The sequence below is a fragment of the Nesterenkonia flava genome (assembly GCF_031432335.1).
GTDB classification, from domain to species: Bacteria; Actinomycetota; Actinomycetes; order Actinomycetales; family Micrococcaceae; genus Nesterenkonia; species Nesterenkonia flava.
In genome coordinates, this window is sequence record NZ_JAVKGT010000003.1 from 100,755 (window position 1) to 123,695 (window position 22,941).

Here is a 22,941-nt window from a genome sequence, read left to right on the forward strand (position 1 = left end):
TCCACTCTACGTGTTCAGTGCTGGTTCAGTATCCGGGGCCCCGGGGACCGGAGGAGGGATGAGGGGGAGAACCCGGCGGAAGCCGGCGTCCCGGGTAAGGGCCTCCCACCGCCCAGGTGAGCAGGTGAATGAGCCCGGCCACCAGCAGAGCTGCGGGCACCAGCACCAGAGAGATGAGCCCTCCGGACAACACCACCTCACCTACTGATGGCGCGCCGTGGGGTCCGCCCATGGCCTCCCGGAAGTTGTCCACCAGACGGTAACCCATGATTATCGAAACAACGATCCCGGCCAGGGCGAAGAGCAGGTAGACCTCACCCCAGGCGCCGCGCCTGTTGGCTGCCAGGGACCCCAGAAAGTCCCTGCGAGGCGGATGCTGTGGGGCCGGTGGTCTCTGCTGCTCTGCACTCATACGGTCAGAGCCTCCAGCAGCTGGGCGGCACCGAAGGCGCCGGTTCCGTGTGGGTCCAGTAGGCGGGCCGCCTGGACATGCCGTGCTGCCGCGGCAGCGGCCAGCTGGTCGATCGGCGCTTTCTGGGTGGCCGTCACAGCGCCCAGGATCCCGGCGAGCACATCCCCTGATCCCGCCGTGGCCAGCCCCGGGGTCGACCCCCGGTGGAGGATCGGGGTCCCGCCGGGAGAGGCGATGATCGTCGTCGGACCTTTGAGCAGCAGGGTGGCCTGGAGGCGTTCGGCGGCGCTACGCACCGCCTGCAGCGGGTCAGTGCTCAGGAGCTCCAGCAGATCGGGGTGTCCGCAGCTGCGCAGCAGCCGGCGCATCTCCCCCAGATGTGGGGTCAGCAGGATATTCTGGCTTAGCTTCAGCTGCGGCACCAGGGCCAGGGCGGAGGCGTCGACCACACAGGGTGTCTCCTCCTGAACTGCCCACCGGATGGCCTGCTGCGCCGCCAGCAGCTGGGCCGGGTCCTCCCCCAACCCGGGACCCACAACGACGGCGGAAGCCCGGCTCGGCTCGGCAGCAGCGACCGCCTCGGGAAAGCTGCTGATCACCCGGTCCGCAGCCTGCTGCGCGGTCTGGAAGGTCACCATCCCCACCCCTGTGCGGACCGTGGCACCGACACTCAGGACTGCGGCCCCGGGGTACTGGGCGGAGCCAGCCACCACATGCACGGTGCCACGCGAGTATTTGTGCGCGCCCGGAGCTGGGCCCCGCAGCAGCGGTCCCGGCCCCACGGGAGGTCTCATGTGCAGGGTGGCAGCCTGGGATACGGGCGCACCTGAAACCTCCCGCAGATCGGCAGAATCCATAGGCGTGCGGGAGGTGTCGTGTGCAGCTTCCCTGTCACCCTCCACCTCACCCATCGTTTCTCTCGCAGCACCGGCAGCCACGCAGTGCGCATCAGGCGGAGGCAGCTGGGGACCTAGGCCGATATCCACCAGGTGCAGCTGACCGCTGCGTAATCCGCCCTCACCAACCAGCAGGCCCGTCTTGAGCCCGCCGAAGGTCACCGTGTGGTCCGCCTGGATCGCGGTGCCGCGCACCTGACCGGTATCCGCATCCACCCCTGAGGGCAGATCGCAGGCGACCACAAGAGCGCGGTCAGGCAACTCAGGGGCCTGAAACTCGCCGCGGAAGCCCGTGCCAAGAATTGCGTCGATGACGACGTCGGCGTCTGCCTCAAGCTCCTGCACGACCCGGCCCCCGGCGGCACGGAAGGCGGCCAGACCCTCCGGATGCGCCCTCTGACGGACCAGCACGGCCCGGGCGTCAACTCCCCGGCGACGCAGCAGGGCCAGGGCCCATAGCCCGTCCCCGCCGTTGTTGCCCGAGCCGATGAGACCCACCACCCGCCGGCCATAGGCCTGACCGCCTAGCAGAGACAGCACATGCTGGGCCAGCCCCCAGGCGGCCCTACGCATGAGGGGCTCCCCAGCCCGAAGCAGCGGAGCCTCCGCTGAGTGGATCTGGGCCCCTGTCCACACCGGTTCATAGCGCATCCAGCTCACCTCCGCCGATTCTGCACCCAGGAGACCGTGACGTGGAGCATCAGTGCTGGGAACAGGAAGCCCATCAGCCCCATCATCAGCATGGGGAGCACATGCAGCCAGTAGCCGGAACCGGTCCCCTCCGCCCGGAGCAGAGCGTTGCCCACCGCCGCGGCGCCTGCTGCCAGGTAGAGCAGCACCCACCACGGGGACCACAGGGCGCTGGGGCCTCCGCTGCGGGCGCGTAACACGGAGCGGAGAGGCGGTCTGCCCTCCGAGTCCAGTCGGTCTCTCATCCCTCGGCCACCACCATGGCAGTGGCCACGTCTCCGTCATGGGAGAGGGAGAGGTGCCAGCGCCTCACGCCTTTGGCCTCGGCAACAGCTGCCACGGTGCCCGTGACCTTGACATGCGGTGCCCCGGCGGCGTCCATAACGACCTGGCAGTCCTGCCAGTTCATGCCCGCGGGAGCTCCGAGAGCCTTAGCCACGGCTTCCTTAGCAGCGAACCGTGCCGCCAGGGACCGGGTATTCAGCGGTCGTTCTGCTGGGGTGAAGAGGCGCTCGCGCAGGGCAGGCGCCTTACGCAGCTGGTGTTCGAACCGGGTCACCAGGACCACATCCACACCGATGCCCACAATCATGCGCTGGCCTCCTCCACGTGAGGGGTGAGGCCCCTGGCCGTTGTCGACCAAGGGCCTCACGCCATTGTCCTGCAGTTTCTTCGACGAGCTACTCGACGGTGACGGACTTCGCCAAGTTGCGCGGCTGGTCCACGTCATAACCCTTTTCCGCAGCCAGGGCGCAGGCAAATATCTGCAGCGGCACCGTGGTCAGCAGCGGCATCAGCAGCGGGGAGGTCTCCGGCACAAAGAACACCGTCTCGGAGAACTCACGTACCGCATCATCCCCAGCCTCGGCCACCGTGATGGTCTTAGCACCCCGGGCCCGGACCTCCTGAATATTGGAGACCACCTTCGAATGCAGCGAATCCCTGCCCCGCGGAGAGGGAACCACCACAAACACCGGCTGATCCTGCTCAATCAGAGCAATCGGACCATGCTTAAGCTCACCCGCAGCAAAACCCTCCGCGTGGATATAAGCCAGCTCCTTGAGCTTCAGCGCTCCTTCCAGCGCCACCGGGAACCCGACATGGCGCCCCAGGAACAACACACTGGGAGTATCCTTCATCGCCCGCGCCAGGGCCTTAATGTCCTCACTGGAATCCAGAATCTTCTGAATCTTCGCCGGGATCTTATGCAGATCCGCCAGAATGTCCTTGATCTCCTCACGGAAGAGCTGACCCCGCAGCTGCGCCAGATACAGACCCAACAGATACGAGGCAGCGATCATCGCCAAGAACGCCTTGGTGGAGGCCACCGCGATCTCCGGACCTGCATGCAGATACAGCACCGCATCCGACTCACGCGGAATAGTCGACCCATTGGTGTTACAGATCGACAGGGTCCTGGCACCCTGTTCCTTGGCGTAGCGCACCGCCATCAAGGTATCCATCGTCTCACCGGACTGGGAGATCGAGACCACCAGGGTGTTCTCATCAATGATCGGATCCCGGTACCGGAACTCATGAGCCAGCTCCACCTCCACAGGGATCCGGCACCAATGCTCAATCGCGTACTTCGCCACATGCCCGGCATAAGCAGCCGTACCACAGGCCAGCACAATGATCTTCGAGGTGTTCTTCAGCTCCTCAGGATCAATCCGCAGCTCATCCAAAGTCAGCTGACCAGACGCATCAGTGCGACCCAGCAGGGTGTCCTCCACCGCCTTGGGCTGCTCATTGATCTCCTTCTCCATGAAAGAGTCATAGCCGCCCTTCTCCGCAGCAGAAGCATCCCAGTCAATATGGAACCGCTTACCCTCAGCCGGTGTCCCATCAAAGTTGATGATCGCCACATCATCAGTGGTGATCGTCACGATCTGATCCTGCTCCAGCTCCACCGCCTCACGCGTGAAATCGATGAACCCGGACACATCAGAGCCCAGGAAATTCTCGCCCTCACCCAGACCTACTACCAGCGGGGAGTTCCGGCGCGAGGCCACCACACGATCAGGCTGATCCACATGCACCGCCAGCAACGTGAACGCGCCCTCCAACTCATTGGACGCCAGACGCATCGCCTCAGTCAGATCACCCGCGTTGCGGTAATAGCGACCAATCAGCTTCGCCGCGACCTCAGTATCAGTCTCAGACTCAAACACCTCACCAGCAGCAAGCAGCTTCTGCTTCAGCTCCGCGAAGTTCTCAATGATCCCGTTATGAATCACCGCCAGACGCCCCTGATCCCCAAAATGCGGATGAGCGTTCTGATCAGTAGGCCCACCATGGGTCGCCCACCGAGTATGACCAATACCCAGAGAAGCCTCACGCAGCGGCGCAGCCTCAATCTCAGCCACCAGATTCGCCAGCTTGCCTGACTTCTTCCGGCCCTCGATCACACCATCAGCAACAGTGGCTACACCCGCAGAGTCATACCCGCGGTACTCCAAACGCCGCAGACCCTCCAGCAGCACATCCAACGCAGAATGCGTACTGGTCTTCTCCGGCAGGCCGATATACCCGACAATTCCACACATAGCGACAAGACTACCGTCCGGCCGAGTTCTGCGGCCACGATGTGCCCCAGGCCACGGGGCAGGACGACAGGGAACGACGTCGTCGTGGGCTGCCTGCGGCGACGTCGCTGATCATGTGTGCTCCGGCCGGCTCCGCATGACGATATCGTGAGGGTGTGTCACCGCACTTCTCTGATGATCCCCTGAACGGATCCGTGCCCACGACGGCCACGGGTCCTATTCCGCGCGCAGTGACCGGCACGGCGCCGTGGGCCGGCTCTCCCCCTTTCGAAGCCGAGTCCGCTCATTACTCCCCCTTCGTGGAGCTGGACCGTTCCGCCTGGGCGCGTTTGGCCGACACGATCGAGCAGCCGCTGAATCAGGAGGACGTGGATCGGCTGCGCGGCATCGGCGAACACCTCTCCCTGGAAGAAGTCGCGCAGGTCTACCTGCCCCTGTCACGGCTCCTGTCGATCTACGTGGAGTCCGCCGCGCACCTGCGCAGCGCCGCCAACGCGTTTCTCGGAGAAGACACCCGCCGCACGCCTTTTGTGATCGGTGTGGCCGGTTCGGTGGCGGTGGGCAAGTCCACCACTGCCCGTGTGCTGCAGGAGATGCTGCGTCGCTGGCCTTCCACCCCGAGGGTGGAGCTGGTCACCACTGACGGGTTCCTCTACCCCAACGTGGAGCTTGAGCGGCGGGGCCTCATGGAGCGAAAGGGCTTCCCCGAAGCCTACGACCGCCGCGCGCTGCTGCGTTTCGTCTCCGAGGTGAAGTCCGGGCGCCCCGAGGTTCGCGCCCCCAAGTACTCGCACCTGATCTATGACATCGTCCCCGGTGAGGAGGTCGTCGTGCGCCGCCCCGATGTGCTGATCCTGGAGGGCCTGAATGTGCTCCAGCCGGCCAGGGTGCGCGAGGACGGCACCACGGGCCTGGCGCTGAGCGACTTCTTCGACTTCTCCATCTACGTGGACGCCAAGCGCCAGCACATCCGGCAGTGGTACGTGGATCGGTTCATGCGGATGCGCAACGGCGCGTTCGCCGATCCGCACAGCTACTTCCATAAATACGCGACGCTGACCGATGAAGAGGCGGTCGAACGCGCCGGGGATATCTGGGACCGCATCAATGGACCCAACCTGCAGGAGAATATCCAGACGACCCGCTCCCGCGCCCGCCTGGTGATGTCCAAGGGTGAGGACCACAGCGTCTCCCGTGTCCTGCTGCGCAAGGTCTGACCATGAGCGTTCCTTCCTCTGCATCCCCGCGCGCCCCGCGCCCGACTCGCGCTGCGCGTCGCCGGCAGGTGCTGCGTCGTCGTCGGACCGTCGCTCTGCTGCTGATCATTCCGGTGTTCCTGCTTCTGGGCTGGGGAGTGGCCACCGGGGTCTCCGCCCTATGGGGCGCCCTCACCTCCGACGACGCGTCTTCTGAGGGTCCTGATCAGACCCGGGACGCCGCAGAGGCCTCCGGCACCGAAACCGAGAACGCGGGATCCCCCGGGGAGACGGCATCTGACGCAGAGCCCGAGCCCGCGGAGGATCCCGAGCCCGAGCGCGCCAGTGACCCCAGCTGGGATCCGGAGTCGATCCACGTGCTGGTCAACCGGCAGAACCCGTTCGAGCCCATGGACTGGGAACCTGAGGATCTGGTGGTTCCGGACGTGCCGCAGTACGGTCCGCAGGAGGCCATGTCACTGCGCGAAGAGGCTGCCGACGCGCTCGAGGAGCTCTTCGCCGCAGGTGTGGAGGAGGACATGGTGCTGGGATTCGTCAGCGGCTACCGGTCCTTCGACTACCAGGTGCAGATCTACTCCGCCCGTCACGCGGAGGTGGGCACCGAGGACACTGACCGCTATATGTCGCGCCCTGGATACTCCGAGCACCAAACCGGACTGGCCGCCGACGTCATCAGCATTGCCAATCCGGACTGCATGCTCGGCGAATGCTTCGCCGACACCCCGGAGGGACAGTGGGTTGCGGAGAACGCCCACACCCATGGCTTCATCGTCCGCTACCTGGAGGACATGGAGCACATCACCGGCTACCCGTACGAACCGTGGCATCTGCGCTATGTGGGGGTGGAGACCGCCACTGAGGTCTATGAGGCCGGACTGACCCTGGAGGAGTACTGGGATCAGCCGCCGGCCCCGGACTACGAGGATCCGGAGCCCCATCCCGATCATCTGCTCCACGGACCGGCTCCCCTGCCCGGCGCCTGAGCACGCACTGGTTAGGGTGAGAACATGTCTCGCGCCCAGGCCTCCCCGCTCCGCACCGCGCCGCCAGCGGCTCTGCTGACCTGCCTCGCAGTCTCTTCCTTGATGCTGGGCGCCTGCGGCGCTGGGAACGACGACGACGCCGGCACCCCGCCCGGGCAGCAGGAACCCTCTCCAGGGGGCCAGACGCAGAAGTCTGAGTCCGGTGAGGCGGCGGGAACGCCGTCGTCGTCATCTGAGCGCCCCGGGTCTCCCCAGCGGAGTGATGAGGCAGGTGCCGACGGCGAGGAGGGAGCCGATTCGGCGGAGGCAGATTCCTTCACGGATGAGCGCAGCTTCGATCCAGCCGTGAATCTGGACCCCGAGTCGATCTCTGTGCTGGTCAATCGAAGCCATCCGCTTCACGACTGGGAGCCGCAGGACCTGGTGGTCCCGGATGTTCCGGCCAATCGGGAGGGTATCGCTCTGCGCGAGGAGGCCGCTGACGCGCTGGAGGCACTGTTCGCCGAGGCGCAGGAGAGCTATCCGAACCTCGCGCTGGCCAGCGGTTACCGGTCCTATGACTATCAGGTGGAGGTGTACTCCGAGGCGCACCGGCGGCTAGGCACTCAAGGGGCCGACGTCTATCACTCCCGTCCGGGGTACTCCGAGCACCAGAGCGGCCTGGCCGCGGATCTGCTGTCCTGGGACCACATGGACTGCATTCTCTCCGAGTGCTTCAGCGACACCCCCGAGGGACGCTGGCTCGCGGAGAACGCGCACACCTACGGATTCATCATCCGTTACCCCCGCGGGCAGGAGGACATCACCGGGTTCCCCTACGAACCATGGCACCTGCGGTACCTGGGGGTGGAGAGTGCCACCGCGGTTCACGAGTCGGGCCTGACTCTGGAGGAGTTCTGGGACCAGCCCCCGGTGCAGGACTATCCGGAGGAAGAACCTCTGCCCGAACAGCTGAACTACACGCCCTAGAGCCGTAGACTGGCCGCATGCTTAAGGGATTCTTCCAGTTCATCAAACAGGGCAATGTCATCGATCTTGCGGTCGCAGTCGTGCTCGGTGCGGCCTTCACCGGCATCGTCAACGCGCTGGTGGACAGCATTCTCATGCCCCTCATTGCCCAGCTGGTGGGTGGGCAGGAACCCGACCTGAACTATCTGTGGGCCATCACCCTGCCGGGGATGGAGGGCCCGCCCATGCGGTTCGGCGTGCTGGCAACGGCCACCGTCAACTTCCTGCTGATCGCGGCAGCGATCTACTTCTTCGTCATCCTGCCCATGAACAAGATGATTGAGGCCCGGAACAAGAAGTTCGGCGAGCCCGAGGAGGAGCCGGAGGAGAACGTGCTGCTGCTCCGCGAGATCCGTGACCAGCTCAAGGCGCAGACTGAGGTCACCAACCCGGCCTACATCGCCAGCCTCGTAGAGGCTGAGCGCCGGGCCGAAGATGAGGCCAAAGCTGCTGAGGAGGCGGAGAAGAACGCCGGACTCTTCGGCAAGGCCCGCAATATCGTCTGGGGCAAGGACTGACGCTCCGCGCTGACCGACAAGGAAGCCCGCCCCTCCTGGCTAACAGGAGTGGGGCGGGCTTCCTTGTGAGTATCGATCTGGTTCCGGGAAGGCTCCCGGACGTCAGAGGGCGAGTTCTGCTTTGACCACCTCGGCCAGGGCCTGAGCCTCAGACTGGGCAAGCTCAGCGGTCTGCGCCTCGATCATCACCCGCACCACCGGCTCCGTGCCCGAAGGACGCAGCAGCACCCGACCAGAGGCCCCCAGACGGGACTCCACCGAAGCCACCGCCGCCTGGACCGCCTCATGGGTCTTCACCCTGGCCTTATCCACCCCACCGACATTGATCAGCACCTGCGGCAGCCTGGTCATGGCCTCAGCTGCCAGCTCCTTCAACGTCTTGCCGGTCGCTGCGACCCGGGCTGCCAGCTGCAGCCCGGTCAGCACACCATCACCAGTGGTCGCGAACTCACTGAAGATCAGGTGACCCGACTGCTCACCGCCCAGAGAATAGCCCCCGGTACGCATGCCCTCAAGCACATACCGGTCCCCCACCGCGGTCTCAATCAGGCTGATCCCAGCCTTCGCCATCCCCAGCTTCAACCCCAGATTGCTCATCACGGTGACCACCAGGGTGTCATCCTTCAGAGTCCCGGACTCCTTCAACGCGATCGCCAGCACCGCCATGATCTGATCACCATCGATCACCTCACCGGTATGATCCACCGCCAGACAGCGATCGGCGTCCCCGTCATGCGCGATCCCCAGATCCGCGGAATGCTCCAGGACTGCCGCCTGCAGATTCTCCAGGTGGGTGGAGCCATAGCCATCATTGATGTTGATCCCATCCGGCTCAGCACCGATCACCACCACTTGGGCACCGGCAGCAGCAAAAGCCTCCGGTGAACACCCTGAGGCGGCGCCGTGAGCGCAGTCCAGCACCACCTTCAGGCCCTCCAAGCTGGTAGCACCCAGGGACTTCAGCAGATGCACCACGTACCGGTCTTCGGCATCGGAGAACCGCTTGACCCGGCCCACCTCCGCGCCGGTGGGCCGCAGGGGGGCCTGAGCCATCTGAGCCTCGATCTCGTCCTCCACGGCGTCATCGAGCTTATGCCCGCCCCGCCCCAGGAACTTGATCCCGTTATCCGCAGCCGGGTTGTGGGAGGCTGAGATCATCACGCCGAAGTCTGCCCCGAAGTCCGCTACAAGGAATGCCGCGGCCGGAGTGGGAAGAACACCGGCGTCATAGACATCAACCCCCGACGAGGCCAAACCAGCCTCCACCGCGGAGGCCAGGAACTCGCCGGAGACCCGAGGATCACGAGCTACTACGGCCACAGGCCGCCTGTCCTCGGCGGTGCGACGGTGCCCCAGCACCACCGCTGCGGCCTGGGAGAGCTTCAGTGCCAGGTCGGCGGTCAGCAGCCCATTAGCCACACCGCGGACCCCATCAGTGCCGAATAATCTGGTCATATTGGATTTGAGTCTAACGGCCGAACAGCAAAAATCCCCGCCGGGACAAACCCGGCGGGGATTTTCGGTATGAAGCTGTAATCGTCCGCGAAGCGGAGAATCAGCGCTTGGAGTACTGCGGGGCCTTGCGGGCCTTCTTCAGACCTGCCTTCTTCCGCTCCACGGCGCGAGCGTCGCGGGTGAGGAAGCCGGCCTTCTTCAGGGCCGGGCGGTTGTGGTCACGGTCGATGCCGTTGAGCGCGCGGGAGATGCCCAGGCGCAGGGCACCGGACTGACCCGAGGGGCCACCGCCGTCGATACGGGCGATGACGTCGTAGGCGCCTTCCAGGCCCAGCAGGGTGAAGGGGTCGTTGACCTCCTGCTGGTGCAGCTTGTTGGGGAAGTAGTCCTCCAGGCTGCGGCCGTTGATGGTCCACTTGCCGGTGCCGGGCACCAGACGGACGCGGGCACGGGCGCGCTTGCGGCGACCGATTGCTGCGCCGGGAACGGTGAGGGGGGCACGCTCGGAGGCGGCGTCCTCGGTCTCGATGGCGGGGGCGGATTCCGAGGTGTAGCTGGTCAGCTCCTCGGTCTCGGTGAGCTCTTCAGTGTTCTGAGCCACGGTTCTCCTTAAAAGTTCCTAAGTTGTGCGGTGGCCAGGACTACTGAGCGACCTGGGTGATCTCAAAGGGCTTGGGCTGCTGAGCAGCGTGAGGGTGCTCGCTGCCGGCGTAGACGCGCAGCTTCTTCAGCTGCGCGGCGCCGAGCTTGTTGTGGGGCAGCATGCCCTTCACAGCCTGCTCCACGGCGCGGGTGGGGTAGCGCTGAATCATGTCCTCGAAGGTGATGGACTTGATGCCGCCGGGGAACCCGGAGTGGCGCCAGTAGCGCTTCTTGGAGGCCTTGTCGCCGGTGACGGCGACCTTCTCTGCATTGATGATGATGACGAAGTCGCCCATGTCCTGGTGCGGAGCAAAGGTCGGCTTGTGCTTGCCGCGCAGCAGGGTTGCAGCCTGGCTGGCAAGGCGGCCCAGGACCACGTCAGTGGCATCGATGATGTGCCACTGCGCGTCGGCGTCGCCGTTCTTGGGGGTGTACGTACGCACGTTGGTATGCCTTACGGTCGGTGTTCTACGGTGCAGATCTTCCACGAGCAACAGTGTGTGAGATGCACTGCGTCATGGAGAACCTGCGTTCTCTTTGCGGGTGCGCAATCCGGCTCTTCAGGTGAGGACTGAAGAGAGGCCGGGCCCGTAGCTCCCCTTCCGTATCCGCGGAGGCATGTGGCCATGCAACTGAGCCGCCTCGACACGAAACCACGCAGGGGTGGACACGCACAACAACCCACAACTATACCCGGGGCCCCGCTCGGGAGCAATCACGCCTGCATACCCCTCCCTCGATCCGTCGACGACGTCGACACGCCATTGTTGCGAAACGCAGATAAACGCAGATAAAGTGCGGCTAAACCCACAGACATGTGGCCTGAAGCACTTTCTGACCTCGAAAAGAGACTTCCCATGCCTCTTCTGGCCCCGGAGAGACACGAACGGATCCTCAGCCTTTTGGGCCGTGAGGGCACCGTGAGCGTGCAGCAGCTCGCCGACCATCTCGGCGTGACCCGTGAAACAGTGCGCCGCGATCTGGACCAGCTGGAAACGGAGGGTTCCCTGCGTCGTATCCACGGCGGCGCGGTGCCCTCCTCCGCCTCTTCCCGGGCGGAAAGCTCACTCCAGGAGCGGCTCAGCCGCCATGCTCAGGAGAAACTGCGCATCGCTGAAGCGGCCCTGGCATTCCTGCCTCCCGCCGCGGGCGGCTCCATGATCATCGACGCCGGTACCACCACCGAAGCGCTGGCAGACCTGATGGCGCCCGGCACTGTGGCCGGACCCGACTCACATCGATTCCTCATCACCAACGCTCTGCCGATCGCTCAGAAGCTCAGCAGCTCGCCCGGCATCGAGGTGGAGATCCTCGGCGGCAGCATCCGGGGGATCACCGGTGCCGCCGTCGGGGCACAGACCGCTACGGCCCTGCAGCGACGACGGGCCGACGTCGTCTTCCTTGGAACCAACGGGGTGGACTCAACCTTCGGGCTGAGCACCCCGGACACTGCTGAAGCCGCGGTCAAGACGGCCCTGCTCGAGGCAGGTCGGCAGCGGGTCGTCCTCGCTGACTCCTCAAAGCTCGGGCGCACCTCGTTGGTGCAGTTTGCCCGTTTGGAGGACATTGACGTCCTGATCACCGACGCGGCTCCGCAGGGCTCTCTGGCTCAGGCGCTGACCGAAGCAGAGGTCCGTGTGGTGGTGGCCTCATGATCGTGACAGTGACGCCGAACCCCAGTCTGGACAAAACCGTGGAGCTCAGCGGTCCGCTGGCCGTGGGCCAGGTTCAACGCGCCACGGGTCAGCACGCAGAACCCGGCGGCAAAGGCGTCAACATTGCACGCGCACTGGCCGCCGCCGGTGATGCCACCCTGGCCCTGCTTCCCGGCGACCCCTCCGACCCTGTGATCAGCGCGCTCCATGAGCTTGCGGTCCCTCACCGCAGCATCACGCTGGGGCAGCCGCTGCGAACCAATATCGCCGTGACCGATCCTCAGGGCATCACCACTAAGATCAACGAACTCGGTCCGCGGCTGAGCCCTCAGCATGCTGCGGATTTCACCGCGTTGATTCTCCGGGAGGCCGCCGGTGCCTCCTGGATCGCCATGGCGGGCTCCCTTCCACCCGGGCTCCCCGCAGACTTCTACCAGCGGACCATTGGGCAGGTGCGCCGCGCATCTGCCCCGGCGCTTGTTGCTGTAGATGCTTCCGGCGACGCCCTGGTGCGGGCTGCGGCAGGCTCCCCGGACCTCATCAAGCCCAATGCGGAGGAGCTGAAGGAGGTGGCAGGTCGCCTCCTGGGAGCCCATCAAGTCCCCCGCCTGACAGCCGCTGAGCTGGAGGGAAGCAAGCAGGAGGTGGCACGGCTGGTCCGGGCCCTGCAGGCCCACGGCATCCGGGCAGCGCTGGTCACCCTGGGAAGACACGGCGCGGTCTTTGTGCCCGCGAATCCTTCCGAGCCGGTGCTTGCCGCCTCAGGCCCGCCGCTGGTGGTCCGCAGCACCGTGGGAGCGGGCGACGCCTCCTTGGCGGGCTTCCTTTCCGCGCATGAGCGCGGCGCCACCGCCTCCGAGTGTCTCCGCCACGCTATGGCCCAGGGGCGGGCAGCCGCCTCACTGCCGGGCTCCACCATGCCCGGCCCCGAAGACCTCCGGCTCAGCGACGTCGTCGTCGAAGAGCTCACTCTCTAGTAGCAAAGGACAGATCAATGGCCATCATCACTGAAGAGCTGGTCAGCTTGGATGCTCTCGCGACGGCGCCGCCGCGAGAGATTATCCGGGCGATGGCCCAGCAGGTCGCCGCAGCGGGTCGGACGAATGATCCGGAAAGCCTGGCCTCCGCAGCCTGGGCACGGGAGGAAAAGTCTGCCACGGGCATGCCAGGCGGCTTCGCCATCCCACACTGCAGGACTTCGGCTGTGGAGGCCCCCACCCTGGCATTCGCACGGCTGGCCGAGGCTGCTGACTTCGGCTCTCCGGACGGTCCTGCAGATCTGGTGTTTCTCATCGCCGTTCCGGAGACCGCAAGCCAGGACCACCTGAAGATCCTCTCCGCCTTGGCCACCGGGCTCATGCAAGACAAGTTCGTCGCCTCGCTGCGCAGCGCCTCCGACCCCTCCGAGGTGGTGGAGCTGGTGGAGTCGGCCGTAGCCCCCAGCCAGGAACCGGCCGCCTCCGAGACGACCGAGAGCACACCCTCCTCCTCTGCGGCCAAGACCGCAGACGGTGCAGTCCCCCACCTGGTGGCAGTCACCGCCTGCCCCACTGGCATCGCCCACACCTACATGGCGGCAGACTCCCTCAAGAAGGCGGCCGCAGCCCGGGGCATCGACCTGCAGGTGGAGACCCAGGGCTCCGCAGGATCCACTCCCCTGAGCTCCTCTGTCATCGCCGCCGCAGACGCCGTCATCTTCGCTGCCGACGTCGATGTCCGGGAGAAGCACCGGTTCGCTGGAAAGCCGGTAGTCGCTTCGCGCGTCAAACGGGGCATCGATGAGCCTGACCAGCTGCTGGAGGAGGCGCTGCGCGCCTCCTCAGACCCTCAGGCTCGACGCGTCGAGTCCGACAGTGCGGAGAGCGGGAACACTACAGCAGACACCGAGCGGGAGAGCTTCGGCCGCAGTGTCCAGCGCGTCCTGATGACCGGCGTGAGCTACATGATTCCCTTTGTGGCCGCAGGCGGTCTCCTCATCGCGCTGGGGTTCCTCTTCGGCGGGTACAACATCACCGACACGGCTGATGACCTGGTCTTCGGGAGTACGCTGTGGGACCTTCCCTCCGAGGCTGATCTTCCCCAGCCCTTCCACGGTCTCTTCGGCCCGCTCGGGGCCTACTTGGGCGCGGTGTTCTTCACCATCGGCGGCGCCGCTATGGGCTTCCTCGTGCCCGCCCTTGCCGGCTATATCGCCTACGGCATGGGGGACCGTCCCGGCATCGCTCCCGGTTTCACCGCCGGTGCTGTGGCTCTGAGCATGGACGCCGGCTTCATCGGCGGCATCGTCGGCGGCGTGCTTGCCGGCGGGGTCGCCTACGGCTTCCGCCGGCTGGACGTCCCCCGGTGGCTGGCCGGGCTCATGCCGGTGGTCATTATCCCGCTGGTGGGAACCGTGGTCGCGGCGGGTCTGATGCTGCTGGTTCTCGGTGGTCCGATCGCCGCGCTGACGGGTGCACTGGAAGGCTGGCTCGAGGGCATGACCGGCTCCGCCGCCGTACTGCTGGGCGTCATTCTTGGCCTCATGATGTGCATTGATCTCGGAGGCCCGGTGAATAAGGTGGCCTACTCCTTCGCCGTCGCCGGCGTGTCCGGCGCTGTGGCTGCCGGAAGCTCCGCCCCGCTGATGATCATGGCCACCGTCATGGCCGCAGGCATGGTGCCACCGCTGGGAATGGCGCTGGCTACCTTCGTGGACCGTCGACTGTTCAGCACCGCGGAGCGGGAGAACGGCAAGACCGCCGTGCTGCTGGGGGCCGCCTTCATCTCCGAGGGCGCCATCCCCTTCGCCGCCGCGGACCCGCTTCGTGTGCTCCCAGCCTCTATGCTCGGCGGCGCCGTGACGGGCGCCCTGACCATGAGCTTCGGAGTCACCTCGTTCGCACCACACGGCGGTGTCTTCGTGCCCTTTGCGATCGACAGCTTCGCACTCTTTGCCGTTTCCGTGCTGATCGGAGCCGTGGTCACGGCCGCTACCGTGATCGCCCTCAAGCGCTGGGTTCGCAAGACCCAGTCGGTAGCAGCCTGAGAAGGCACCATGACGACGACGGCGCCCCGTCCGGTCCCCGATGAGGGAACTGGAGGGGGCGCCGTCGTTGGCCGGGGAAGGACTAGCGCCGAGCAGCCTCCACGCGTTCTGCGACGCGGGCGAAGAGCGGGTGCGCGGAGGTCAGCCCGGTGACCTTCTCCGTGAAAGCCTCTGCGTTGACCTCTGCGAGCAGTCCCTTCATCTCCACGGCCTGCTCATCAGACTCCAGGTCAAACGCGAGTGCTGCGCTGACGGCGTCGAGCAGCCCGTCCACGGGGAGCCCCCGCTCAGCGGCCTCCGCAGCAGGCCCGATGAGACGCTCGTGGCGCGAGAGCTTGCGCAGCGGCTGGCGGCCCACACGGTCCACGGTGTCAGGCAGCGCGGGATTGCGGAAGCGGTCCAGGATGGTGCTGCGGTAGGTTGCCATTTCCTCGACGCTGAAGCCGTGCTTGGCCACGAGCAACCCCGAGGTCTCCTCTAGGGCCCTGACGACTCCGGCGGCGACCTGCTCATCGGCTAGTGCATCAGCGATCTTCTCGATCCCGGCCTGCACTCCCAGGTACGCGGCGGTGGCGTGTCCCGTGTTGACGGTGAAGAGTTTGCGCTCGATGTAAGGGCCAAGCTCGTCTACGAAGTGCGCACCGGGAATAAGGGGCAGGTTGCCGCCGAAGGCTCCCTGTTCAATAGCCCACTCGAAGAAGGGCTCGACCGTGACGTTGATACCGCCCTCAGCCGGCTGGCCGGGCACGATGCGGTCCACCGCAGTGTTGGCGAAAACGGCCCGAGGCGCCAGCTCATCCCACTCGTCCCCGGCGAGCTCGCGCAGGTGCACTCGCAGGGTGTCGGTGGCTCCGATCGCGTTCTCACACGCCATGACCTGCAGCGGGACGGCCTCGGGGGAGCGCTCGCGCAGCCCCGCCAGGATGTGGGGAGCGATGAATTTCAGGATGGTCGGTCCCACGGCGGTGGTCACCACCTCTGCGCTGGCCACCTCAGCGGCGACGGACTGCGGGTCCTCGGCGCTGTTGACCGCACGGAAATTGGTGACCGTACGGTCCTGCCCGCCCTCGCCCACCTCATGGACGGTGTAGGACTCAGCCTCCTGCAGGGCCTGCACGAGCGGTGCTGCCACGTCGGAGAACACCACCTCGTAGCCACCCTCATGCAGCAGCAACCCCACAAAACCGCGGCCGATGTTTCCGGCTCCGAAATGAACAGCTTTCATATCAACTCCACGTCCTTCAACGATTGGTGCTCCGAACAGGTGTGCCGGAACCTTCAGGACGCCCTGACGGGGCGATTCCTTCACGTTCCGGCACACCGTAGTCGGCAGCTGGGATTCAGCTGAGGTCAGCCCTCATTGACCGCCGAGAGCATCTGCAGCAGCTCATGCTCGGTGGCCGCATTGTTCAGCTTGGCGACTTCCGCCTCATCGGCAAAGAGCGTCGCGATCCGAGAGAGGATCTCCAGGTGCTCGTCGCCCACGCCGGCGATGCCGATGACAAACGTGGCCTGATCACCCGACCAGTCCACGCCGCCGTCGTAGCGGACCACGGAAAGCGCCGAGGCCTTCACGGCCGCCTTGGCTTCGTTGGTGCCGTGCGGGATGGCCAGACCGTTGCCCATGAAAGTGGAGACGGTCGCCTCGCGGTCCCGCATCGCCTGCAGGTACTCGCCGGTGACGGCACCGGCGTTCTCGAGGATGCTCGCGGCCTCCTGGAGCGCCTGCTCTTGAGTGGCGGCCTCCGAATGGATCCGGATCTGGTTCAGTGTCAGGATCTGGTTCTTCGTCTGGACTGCCGTCGCCGTCTGCGGTGCGGCCTCAGGCTGGGTGACGACGTCGGCCGGCGCCTCCGTTACGGTGGAGGCACTTCCGCCCTCCTCACCGGCGGAGCGCACCAACTCCACGACGTCGTCGTACTCGGGGGCGTTCATGAAGTTGTCCACCGAAACGTGAATGGCTTCCGGCTCCTGAGCACGGGCCCGGTCGGTCAGGGTCTTCTGGGTGATGACCAGGTCGGCGTCGCCGGGCAGAGCGGCGATGGCCTTGTTGGTGACCGTCACGTCATCGATCCCGGCAGCGGCGAACTTCTTGCGCAGCACGGACGCGCCCATGGCGGAGGAGCCCATGCCGGCGTCGCAGGCGAAGTAGACCGTGGAGATTTTCTGGGCCGCGGTGGCGGGCACAGCGGCCGCCCCGGCGGCCAGGTTGGAGAGGTGGGAGGAGGACTTGCCCTTCGCGGCGGCGGTCTTGGAGACGGCCGCGCCGAACTTGTCCTCACCCTCAAGGTCGCGCTTGCGGCTGGAGAGCAGGATGACCGAGGCCACGGCGAAGGTGACCGCCGTGGAGAGGATCACCGAGAGGATCACACCCACCACCGAGTCGGTGGCGACCTGGAGCAGGATCGCGATGATCGAACCCGGGGCGGCCGGGGCGCGCAGTCCTACATCCAGGAGCATATTGGTGGTGACGCCGGTGGCGCCGCCGGCGATGACCGCCACGAGCAGCGCGGGCTTCATCAGCACGTAGGGGAAGTAGACCTCGTGGATGCCGCCGAGGAAGTGGATGATGGCCGCACCGGGCGCGGTGGCCTTGGCGGCACCGACGCCGAAGATGCTGAAGGCCAGCAGCAGGCCCAGACCCGGACCGGGGTTGGCCTCGAGCAGGAACAGGATCGACTTTCCGGCTTCACCGGAGGCCTCATTGGCGCCCAGCGGGGTGAGCACACCGTGGTTGATGGCGTTGTTGAGGAAGAAGACCTTGGCGGGCTCGATGATGATCGACGTCAGCGGCAGCAGACTGTTGTCCACCAGGAAGCGCACGGCTGAGCCGAGAACCTCCATGAGCCAGTTGATGGGCGGAGCCAGCAGGAAGAAGCCGACCACGGCCATGATGAAGGCCAGGATGCCGGCCGAGAACATGTTGACCAGCATCTCGAAGCCGGCCTTGATCTTGCCCTCCCAGAGGGCGTCGAGCTTCTTCATCAGCCAGGCGGAGAGCGGACCCATGATCATCGCGCCGATGAACATGTGGATCTGTCCCTCGTCGCCCAGCAGCCAGTCGGAGCCCACGATGGTGCCGAAGGTGGCGACAGCACCGACGACGGCGCCGCGCATCTGGTAGATCATCATGCCGCCCTGCACTGCGATCAGCAGCGGCAGCATGTAATGGATCATGGGCCCGATGGCCTCGCTGAGGGCGTCAGCGGGAGTCCATGCACCGTAGAACTCTTGAATGTTGACCACGATGGCGGTGATGATGCCCCAGGCGATCAGTGCCGGAATGACCGGCATGACCATCCCGGAGAGGAATGAGCCGAACTTCTGTACGGCCACCCGGACGCGGCCGGTCTGTGTGGTGTCAGCAGACGCTGTCATAGCGTGCGCCTTTCTCATCATTGAGGTGAATAAGAAGGGTGTTGCGGTGCGCAGCTCTCAGCGACCAGCTGCCTCGAGGGCAGCCTGGCGCGCTTCAGCAGCAGTGGAGGCGGACAGGGCCGCCGCAGCAAGGGCCTCTGCTTGTTCTGTGGTGTGCTTGCTCAGCTCAAGACGCACGTCGGCCAGCGCGGCAGGTGCCATGGAGAGCGTGTTCACGCCCAGGCCCACCAGCACGACGGCCAGCAGCGGGTCTGCCGCGGCCTCACCGCACACGCCCACGGGCTTCCCAGTGGCGGCGCCGGCGGCGCCGACCTCACGGATCAGGCGCAGCACGGCGGGGTGCCAGGGGTCCTGGAGGCCGGCCACGGAACCGAGGAGCCTGTCGGCGGCCATCGTGTACTGGGTCAGGTCGTTGGTGCCGATGGAGGCGAAGCCGGTGGCCGGCAGGATCTTGTCCGCCATAAGAGCGGAGGAGGGAACCTCGATCATGACGCCGGCGGTCTTCAGACCGTGCTCCGTGGCGAACTTGGTGAAGGCCTCTGCCTCCTCCACGGTGGAGACCATAGGCGCCATGACCCACAGGTCCGCGTCAGTCTCGGCCTCGGCTTCGGCCAGAGCAGTGAGCTGGTCACGGAGGATCTCCTCGTTGGCCAGCAGCGCACGCAGACCGCGCAGACCCAGGGCTGGGTTCTCCTCCTCGGCGTCGTTGAGGAACGGCAGGGGCTTGTCAGCTCCTGCGTCCAGGGCTCGGACCACCACCTTCTTGCCGGGGAAGGCTTTGAGGAGCTTGATGTAGGCCTCGCGCTGTGCAGCCACCGAGGGCGCCTTCTCCGAGGAGAGGAAGAGGAACTCGGTGCGGAAGAGTCCGACGCCTTCGGCTCCCAGTGCCAGGGCCTCCTCGGCAGCCTCGGGGGTGCCGAGGTTGGCCAAGAGCGGAACAGCCGTGCCATCAGCCAGCGCACCATCGGTAATGGGGGCCGCGGCCGCGGCCGCGCGCGCGTCGATGCGGCGCTGAGCCGCCTCGACCTGCTCCTCGGTGGGCTTCAGGATCACTTCGGAGGAGGCGGCGTCGACGATGACCTGCTCACCGTCGGAGAGGTGGTCGGCACCCTTGACTCCGACGACTGCCGTGATGCCCTTACCTCGGGCCAGGATGGCCGTGTGGGACGTGGGGCCGCCCTCGATCGTCACCAGCGCCTGAACCTTCGCCAGGTCCAGCAGTGCGGTGTCAGCCGGGGCAAGATCCTGGGCAACGAGCACATAGGGGTGCCCTGGGTCCGGGACGCCGGGAGCGGGCTCACCACGCAGGTGAGCAATGACGCGCAGGGCGACGTCGGCCAGGTCTGAGGCGCGCTCTCCCAGGTACCCACCGAGCATCTGCAGGGTGTCCTGGAACTCCGAGAAGGCGGAGTGCACGGCGAATTCGCCGGTCTTCCCGGCATTGACGCGCTCGGTGACGGCCTCGAACAGGGTGGGGTCCTGGGCCATCATGACCTGGGCCTCGAGGACCTCCTGTGCCTGGCCTCCGGCGGTCTCGCCCCGGCGGGCCAGCTCGGCGGCGACCACGTCGATGGCCTCCTTCACGCGGGCGGACTCCTCCTCAGGAGTCAGCTCGCTGCTTGAGTCCTTCGGAGGTGCCGGCGGGGGCGCCATACGGGCCACCGGCCCGTAGGCGACTCCCTGACCGATACCGGTGCCGGAGAGGCTCTCCGGCATCAGTTGGCCTCGTCGTGATCGGTGGTCAGGAGCTCGGCAAGCGCGTCGAGGGTCTGCTCAGCGTTGTCGCCGTCGACGGTCAGGACAACGTCATCACCGTGCTCCACGCCCAGGGACATGACGCCCAGGATGGAGGCCGCGTTGACGGTCTTCTCCCCCTTGGCGATGGTCACGGGCACGCCGGCGTTCTGGGCGGCCTCAACGAAGATCTTGGCGGGACGGGCGTGCAGGCCGTTGGACGAGCCGACGGTGACGGTACGGGATGCGCTCATGAGGGATTCACTTTCGTGGTCAGGGCCTCGCGGACGAGCGCCAGGGTGCGCGAGCCGTCGAGGTCTGAGGTGATGTCTTCAGGCAGAAGCTGCACCGGTGCTCCCTGCGGTGCGGTCAGCCCGCGGATTTCATCGAGGGTGTCCGCCAGCTGCGGTCCCACCAGCACCATGTCCGCGGTGTCGATCTCGTGCAGCAGCGAGGACCGGCTTCCGGCCCAGGCAGTATGCGGCAGGCCTGCTTCGGCCAGTGCACTGTTCAGCCGCTGAGCGACGAAGGTGCTGGACGCGCCGGCGCCGCACATCACGAGGATCTTCATTGATCTGCCTTCTCCTTTCACCCTCGATTCTCCTGTGGTTCGAACCACACGGCTATGGCGTGTGAGGGATATTTCTTTCCGCCCCTGCGGAAAGTTCCGCTGGCGTCCACTAAGGTGGGCCTGAAGCAGGCGGATCGAAAGGGCGGCCACGTGACTCTGAGCAGGCGCCAGGATCAGCTGGTCAACCTCCTGATGCGCGACGACGGCTGGATCACTGCCGCGGCACTGGCTGATCTCTTGGGGGTAACCCCGCGCAGCGTGCGCAACTACATCGCCCAGCTCAACGCTCGCACCTCACAGACTCCAGCGGTGGAATCCGGGCCTGCCGGCTATCGCGCCAATCGTCCCGTCCTTGCCGGGCTGCGCAGAGGCGAGGCGAAGACCAGCCCCCGTGACCGTCTGCACACCGTGGTGCGTGAACTGCTGGAGGCCGACTCGGGCATCGACATTCACCGCACCGCGGAACGGTTGCACGTCAGCGAGGCTACTCTCGAGGCTGATCTGGCTCGAGTGCGGGAGCTTCTGGAGAGCGCGGGTCTGGAGGGACTCAGCCTGGAGCGCTCGGGCCCGAGAGTCATGCTGCTGGGCAGTGAGCTTGCTCAACGCCGCCTGGTCTCCAAACTGGCCCACGAGGAGATGAAGCAGGGCGCCTTCGATCTGGAGCACCTGCGCCGCTCCGCCGGCATCAGCGCGGACAAGGCCGCTTTTGGACCGTTCCGGAGGGAACTGACGGCCGGGCTGGTGGAGCAGGGGTACTACGTCAACGAGCTGGCCGCTGCCGACGTGCTGCTGCACGTGGCCATTGCTGCCGACCGGGTGGGCCACGGCCGGGCTCTGGAGGTCTCCCCCGTGGAATCCGGTGAGCACCAGCAGAAGGTCGCGGATCTGCTGGATCGCCTGGCGGTCAAGCACCTGGGCGTGAGCATGGGCCGGGGAGACCTGCACCATCTGGCCTCGCTGGTCCTGACCCGGGCAGTCGCGCCCAAGAGCAGCGCCCGCAACCAGGTGGCGCTGGATCCCCGCGTCGAGGCGGCTGTCAGCCGCGCGGTGGATCACGCCGCCCAGGAATATCTGGTGGACATCCGTCACGCGGACTTCATCCAGCGCTTAAGCCTGCACGTGCAGAATCTGGTGCTGCGAGCCCGGGAGCAGGCCTGGTCACGCAATCCGCTGACCCGGTCGCTGAAGTCCACCTACCCGATGGTCTTCCAGGTGGCGGTCTCCATCTCGAGCGACATCGGCGAGGAGTTGGGACTCTCCCTCGGCGATGATGAGATCGCCTATATCGCCATGCACGTCGGCGGCCGGCTGGAGCGCAGCCGCCGGGCCGAAGCCGTGCTGACAGCGACCATCGTGTGCCCGGGCTACTACGAACTCCATGAACTGCTGCGCTCTCGCATCGACCGCTCGCTGGGCGCCTCGGTCGAGGTGGTCTCGGTGGAGACCAACATGGATCCCGACTGGTCGGCCATCACCACCGACCTGGTCCTGACGACCATCGAGCCCGAATCCCCCGACGAGCGCACCGTCCTGCTTCCGCCGTTCCTGACAGAGGCCGACACCGAGAGGATCGCCGCGGCGGTGGCCCGTCGTCGTCGTGCGCTGCGCCTGGCGCGGCTGCGCGCCGAATTGGAGCACTACGTCAGCCCCGAGGCCTTCATTCGCCCCCTTGAGGCGGCGGATGAGGAGTCCGCCATTCGCACGCTGGGGGCCCCACTGGTGGCCCAGGGCGTGATCGATGAGGACTACGTGGAGCGGGCTGTGGCCCGTGAGCGACTGTCCTCCACCGCGTTCACCGAGATGCTGGCAGTGCCGCATGCCCTGAAGATGACGGCGGGGCGCACAGCCCTTTCCATCGGGATTGCCGACGGCTCGGTGCGCTGGGGGGAGGGCCGTGTGCAGATCGTGGTGCTGGTGGCGTTCTCCGAGGAGGATCGTGAGGCGTTCCAGACCATCTTCGAGCAGCTGGTGGAGGTCTTCAGTGAGCGGGAGTCTGTCACCCGCATCCTGCGCCGTGGTACGGACTTCACACGGTTCCTCGACGAGCTGGTCGCCGTCATCGACGGCTGAGGATATGACGACGACGGCCTCCCGACCCTGGCACTTCGCCCCCTAGTTTGCAACAACGCACCCCACCTACGCACGGCCATACGTGCTGTGAAGTCTCAAGACATCGGTGACAGTTCCGTATCAACACATCGGTGACAGAAC

21 protein-coding genes are annotated in these 22,941 nt (G+C 66.0%); 8 read left to right on the forward strand and 13 right to left on the reverse strand.

What is annotated here, in order from left to right:
* Positions 1–25: 25 nt before the first annotated feature.
* The 5 genes from RH857_RS01980 to glmS all read right to left on the reverse strand — a co-directional run bounded on the left by RH857_RS01980 (position 26) and on the right by glmS (position 4,544).
* A complete protein-coding gene (locus tag RH857_RS01980; RefSeq protein WP_310536295.1) occupies positions 26–412 on the reverse strand; it encodes a hypothetical protein in 387 nt (128 codons plus the stop codon).
* On the reverse strand, positions 409–1,881 hold the full coding sequence (locus RH857_RS01985; protein ID WP_310536296.1) for an NAD(P)H-hydrate dehydratase: 1,473 nt from the start codon (positions 1,879–1,881) through the stop codon (positions 409–411). The genes RH857_RS01980 and RH857_RS01985 overlap by 4 nt, the downstream gene beginning before the upstream one ends.
* Before the next feature lie 83 nt (positions 1,882–1,964).
* Entirely contained in the window at positions 1,965–2,243 is a 279-nt protein-coding gene (locus tag RH857_RS01990) for a hypothetical protein (RefSeq protein WP_310536297.1), read from the reverse strand.
* Positions 2,240–2,590, reverse strand: a complete 351-nt coding sequence (locus RH857_RS01995) for a holo-ACP synthase (RefSeq protein WP_310536298.1) — start codon at positions 2,588–2,590, stop codon at positions 2,240–2,242. The genes RH857_RS01990 and RH857_RS01995 overlap by 4 nt, the downstream gene beginning before the upstream one ends.
* 88 nt (positions 2,591–2,678) lie before the next feature.
* On the reverse strand, positions 2,679–4,544 hold the full coding sequence (gene glmS / locus RH857_RS02000; protein WP_310536299.1) for a glutamine--fructose-6-phosphate transaminase (isomerizing): 1,866 nt from the start codon (positions 4,542–4,544) through the stop codon (positions 2,679–2,681).
* A gap of 230 nt (positions 4,545–4,774) precedes the next feature.
* Between glmS and coaA the strand changes: the two genes are divergently transcribed.
* Genes coaA through mscL form a run of 4 tightly spaced genes read left to right on the forward strand, consistent with a single transcriptional unit; the run spans position 4,775 to position 8,270 of the window.
* Complete coding sequence (gene coaA, locus RH857_RS02005) at positions 4,775–5,761, forward strand: type I pantothenate kinase (protein WP_310536317.1); 987 nt, start codon at positions 4,775–4,777, stop codon at positions 5,759–5,761.
* 2 nt (positions 5,762–5,763) lie between these two features.
* Positions 5,764–6,744, forward strand: coding sequence for a M15 family metallopeptidase (locus tag RH857_RS02010; RefSeq protein ID WP_310536300.1), 981 nt, complete (start codon positions 5,764–5,766; stop codon positions 6,742–6,744).
* Between the two features lie 24 nt (positions 6,745–6,768).
* A complete protein-coding gene (locus RH857_RS02015; protein ID WP_310536301.1) occupies positions 6,769–7,713 on the forward strand; it encodes a M15 family metallopeptidase in 945 nt (314 codons plus the stop codon).
* A gap of 17 nt (positions 7,714–7,730) precedes the next feature.
* The gene (gene mscL, locus RH857_RS02020) at positions 7,731–8,270 is read left to right on the forward strand and encodes a large conductance mechanosensitive channel protein MscL (protein ID WP_310536302.1); all 540 of its coding nucleotides are present in this window, start codon (positions 7,731–7,733) and stop codon (positions 8,268–8,270) included.
* Between the two features lie 102 nt (positions 8,271–8,372).
* Here mscL and glmM read toward each other — a convergent pair whose 3' ends face one another.
* From glmM to rplM, 3 genes are all read right to left on the reverse strand, one after another.
* A complete protein-coding gene (glmM, locus tag RH857_RS02025; RefSeq protein ID WP_310536303.1) occupies positions 8,373–9,725 on the reverse strand; it encodes a phosphoglucosamine mutase in 1,353 nt (450 codons plus the stop codon).
* A gap of 100 nt (positions 9,726–9,825) precedes the next feature.
* Entirely contained in the window at positions 9,826–10,326 is a 501-nt protein-coding gene (gene rpsI / locus RH857_RS02030) for a 30S ribosomal protein S9 (protein ID WP_310536304.1), read from the reverse strand.
* A 40-nt stretch (positions 10,327–10,366) separates the two neighbouring features.
* Positions 10,367–10,810 carry a 50S ribosomal protein L13 gene (gene rplM / locus RH857_RS02035; protein WP_310536305.1) on the reverse strand — a complete coding sequence of 148 codons (444 nt, stop codon included), beginning with the start codon at positions 10,808–10,810 and terminating at the stop codon, positions 10,367–10,369.
* Positions 10,811–11,224: 414 nt separating this feature from the next.
* Between rplM and RH857_RS02040 the strand changes: the two genes are divergently transcribed.
* Genes RH857_RS02040 through RH857_RS02050 form a run of 3 tightly spaced genes read left to right on the forward strand, consistent with a single transcriptional unit; the run spans position 11,225 to position 15,047 of the window.
* Complete coding sequence (locus RH857_RS02040; protein WP_310536306.1) at positions 11,225–12,022, forward strand: DeoR/GlpR family DNA-binding transcription regulator; 798 nt, start codon at positions 11,225–11,227, stop codon at positions 12,020–12,022.
* Entirely contained in the window at positions 12,019–12,999 is a 981-nt protein-coding gene (locus RH857_RS02045) for a 1-phosphofructokinase family hexose kinase (RefSeq protein ID WP_310536307.1), read from the forward strand. Before RH857_RS02040 ends, RH857_RS02045 begins: the two co-directional genes overlap by 4 nt.
* A gap of 17 nt (positions 13,000–13,016) precedes the next feature.
* On the forward strand, positions 13,017–15,047 hold the full coding sequence (locus RH857_RS02050) for a PTS fructose transporter subunit IIABC (RefSeq protein WP_310536308.1): 2,031 nt from the start codon (positions 13,017–13,019) through the stop codon (positions 15,045–15,047).
* 82 nt (positions 15,048–15,129) lie between these two features.
* On the opposite strand, the gene RH857_RS02055 is transcribed toward RH857_RS02050, so the two are convergent.
* The 5 genes from RH857_RS02055 to RH857_RS02075 all read right to left on the reverse strand — a co-directional run bounded on the left by RH857_RS02055 (position 15,130) and on the right by RH857_RS02075 (position 20,730).
* The gene (locus tag RH857_RS02055) at positions 15,130–16,272 is read right to left on the reverse strand and encodes a mannitol-1-phosphate 5-dehydrogenase (RefSeq protein WP_310536309.1); all 1,143 of its coding nucleotides are present in this window, start codon (positions 16,270–16,272) and stop codon (positions 15,130–15,132) included.
* 125 nt (positions 16,273–16,397) lie between these two features.
* Positions 16,398–18,425 carry a PTS mannitol transporter subunit IICBA gene (locus RH857_RS02060; RefSeq protein ID WP_310536310.1) on the reverse strand — a complete coding sequence of 676 codons (2,028 nt, stop codon included), beginning with the start codon at positions 18,423–18,425 and terminating at the stop codon, positions 16,398–16,400.
* 57 nt (positions 18,426–18,482) lie between these two features.
* Complete coding sequence (gene ptsP / locus RH857_RS02065; protein ID WP_310536311.1) at positions 18,483–20,141, reverse strand: phosphoenolpyruvate--protein phosphotransferase; 1,659 nt, start codon at positions 20,139–20,141, stop codon at positions 18,483–18,485.
* Positions 20,141–20,413: an HPr family phosphocarrier protein gene (locus RH857_RS02070; protein ID WP_310536312.1), complete on the reverse strand. Its 273-nt coding sequence runs from the start codon at positions 20,411–20,413 to the stop codon at positions 20,141–20,143. Before RH857_RS02070 ends, ptsP begins: the two co-directional genes overlap by 1 nt.
* Positions 20,410–20,730 carry a PTS sugar transporter subunit IIB gene (locus tag RH857_RS02075; protein WP_310536313.1) on the reverse strand — a complete coding sequence of 107 codons (321 nt, stop codon included), beginning with the start codon at positions 20,728–20,730 and terminating at the stop codon, positions 20,410–20,412. Before RH857_RS02075 ends, RH857_RS02070 begins: the two co-directional genes overlap by 4 nt.
* A gap of 156 nt (positions 20,731–20,886) precedes the next feature.
* Between RH857_RS02075 and RH857_RS02080 the strand changes: the two genes are divergently transcribed.
* Entirely contained in the window at positions 20,887–22,800 is a 1,914-nt protein-coding gene (locus RH857_RS02080) for a BglG family transcription antiterminator (protein ID WP_310536318.1), read from the forward strand.
* Positions 22,801–22,941 lie beyond the last annotated feature (141 nt).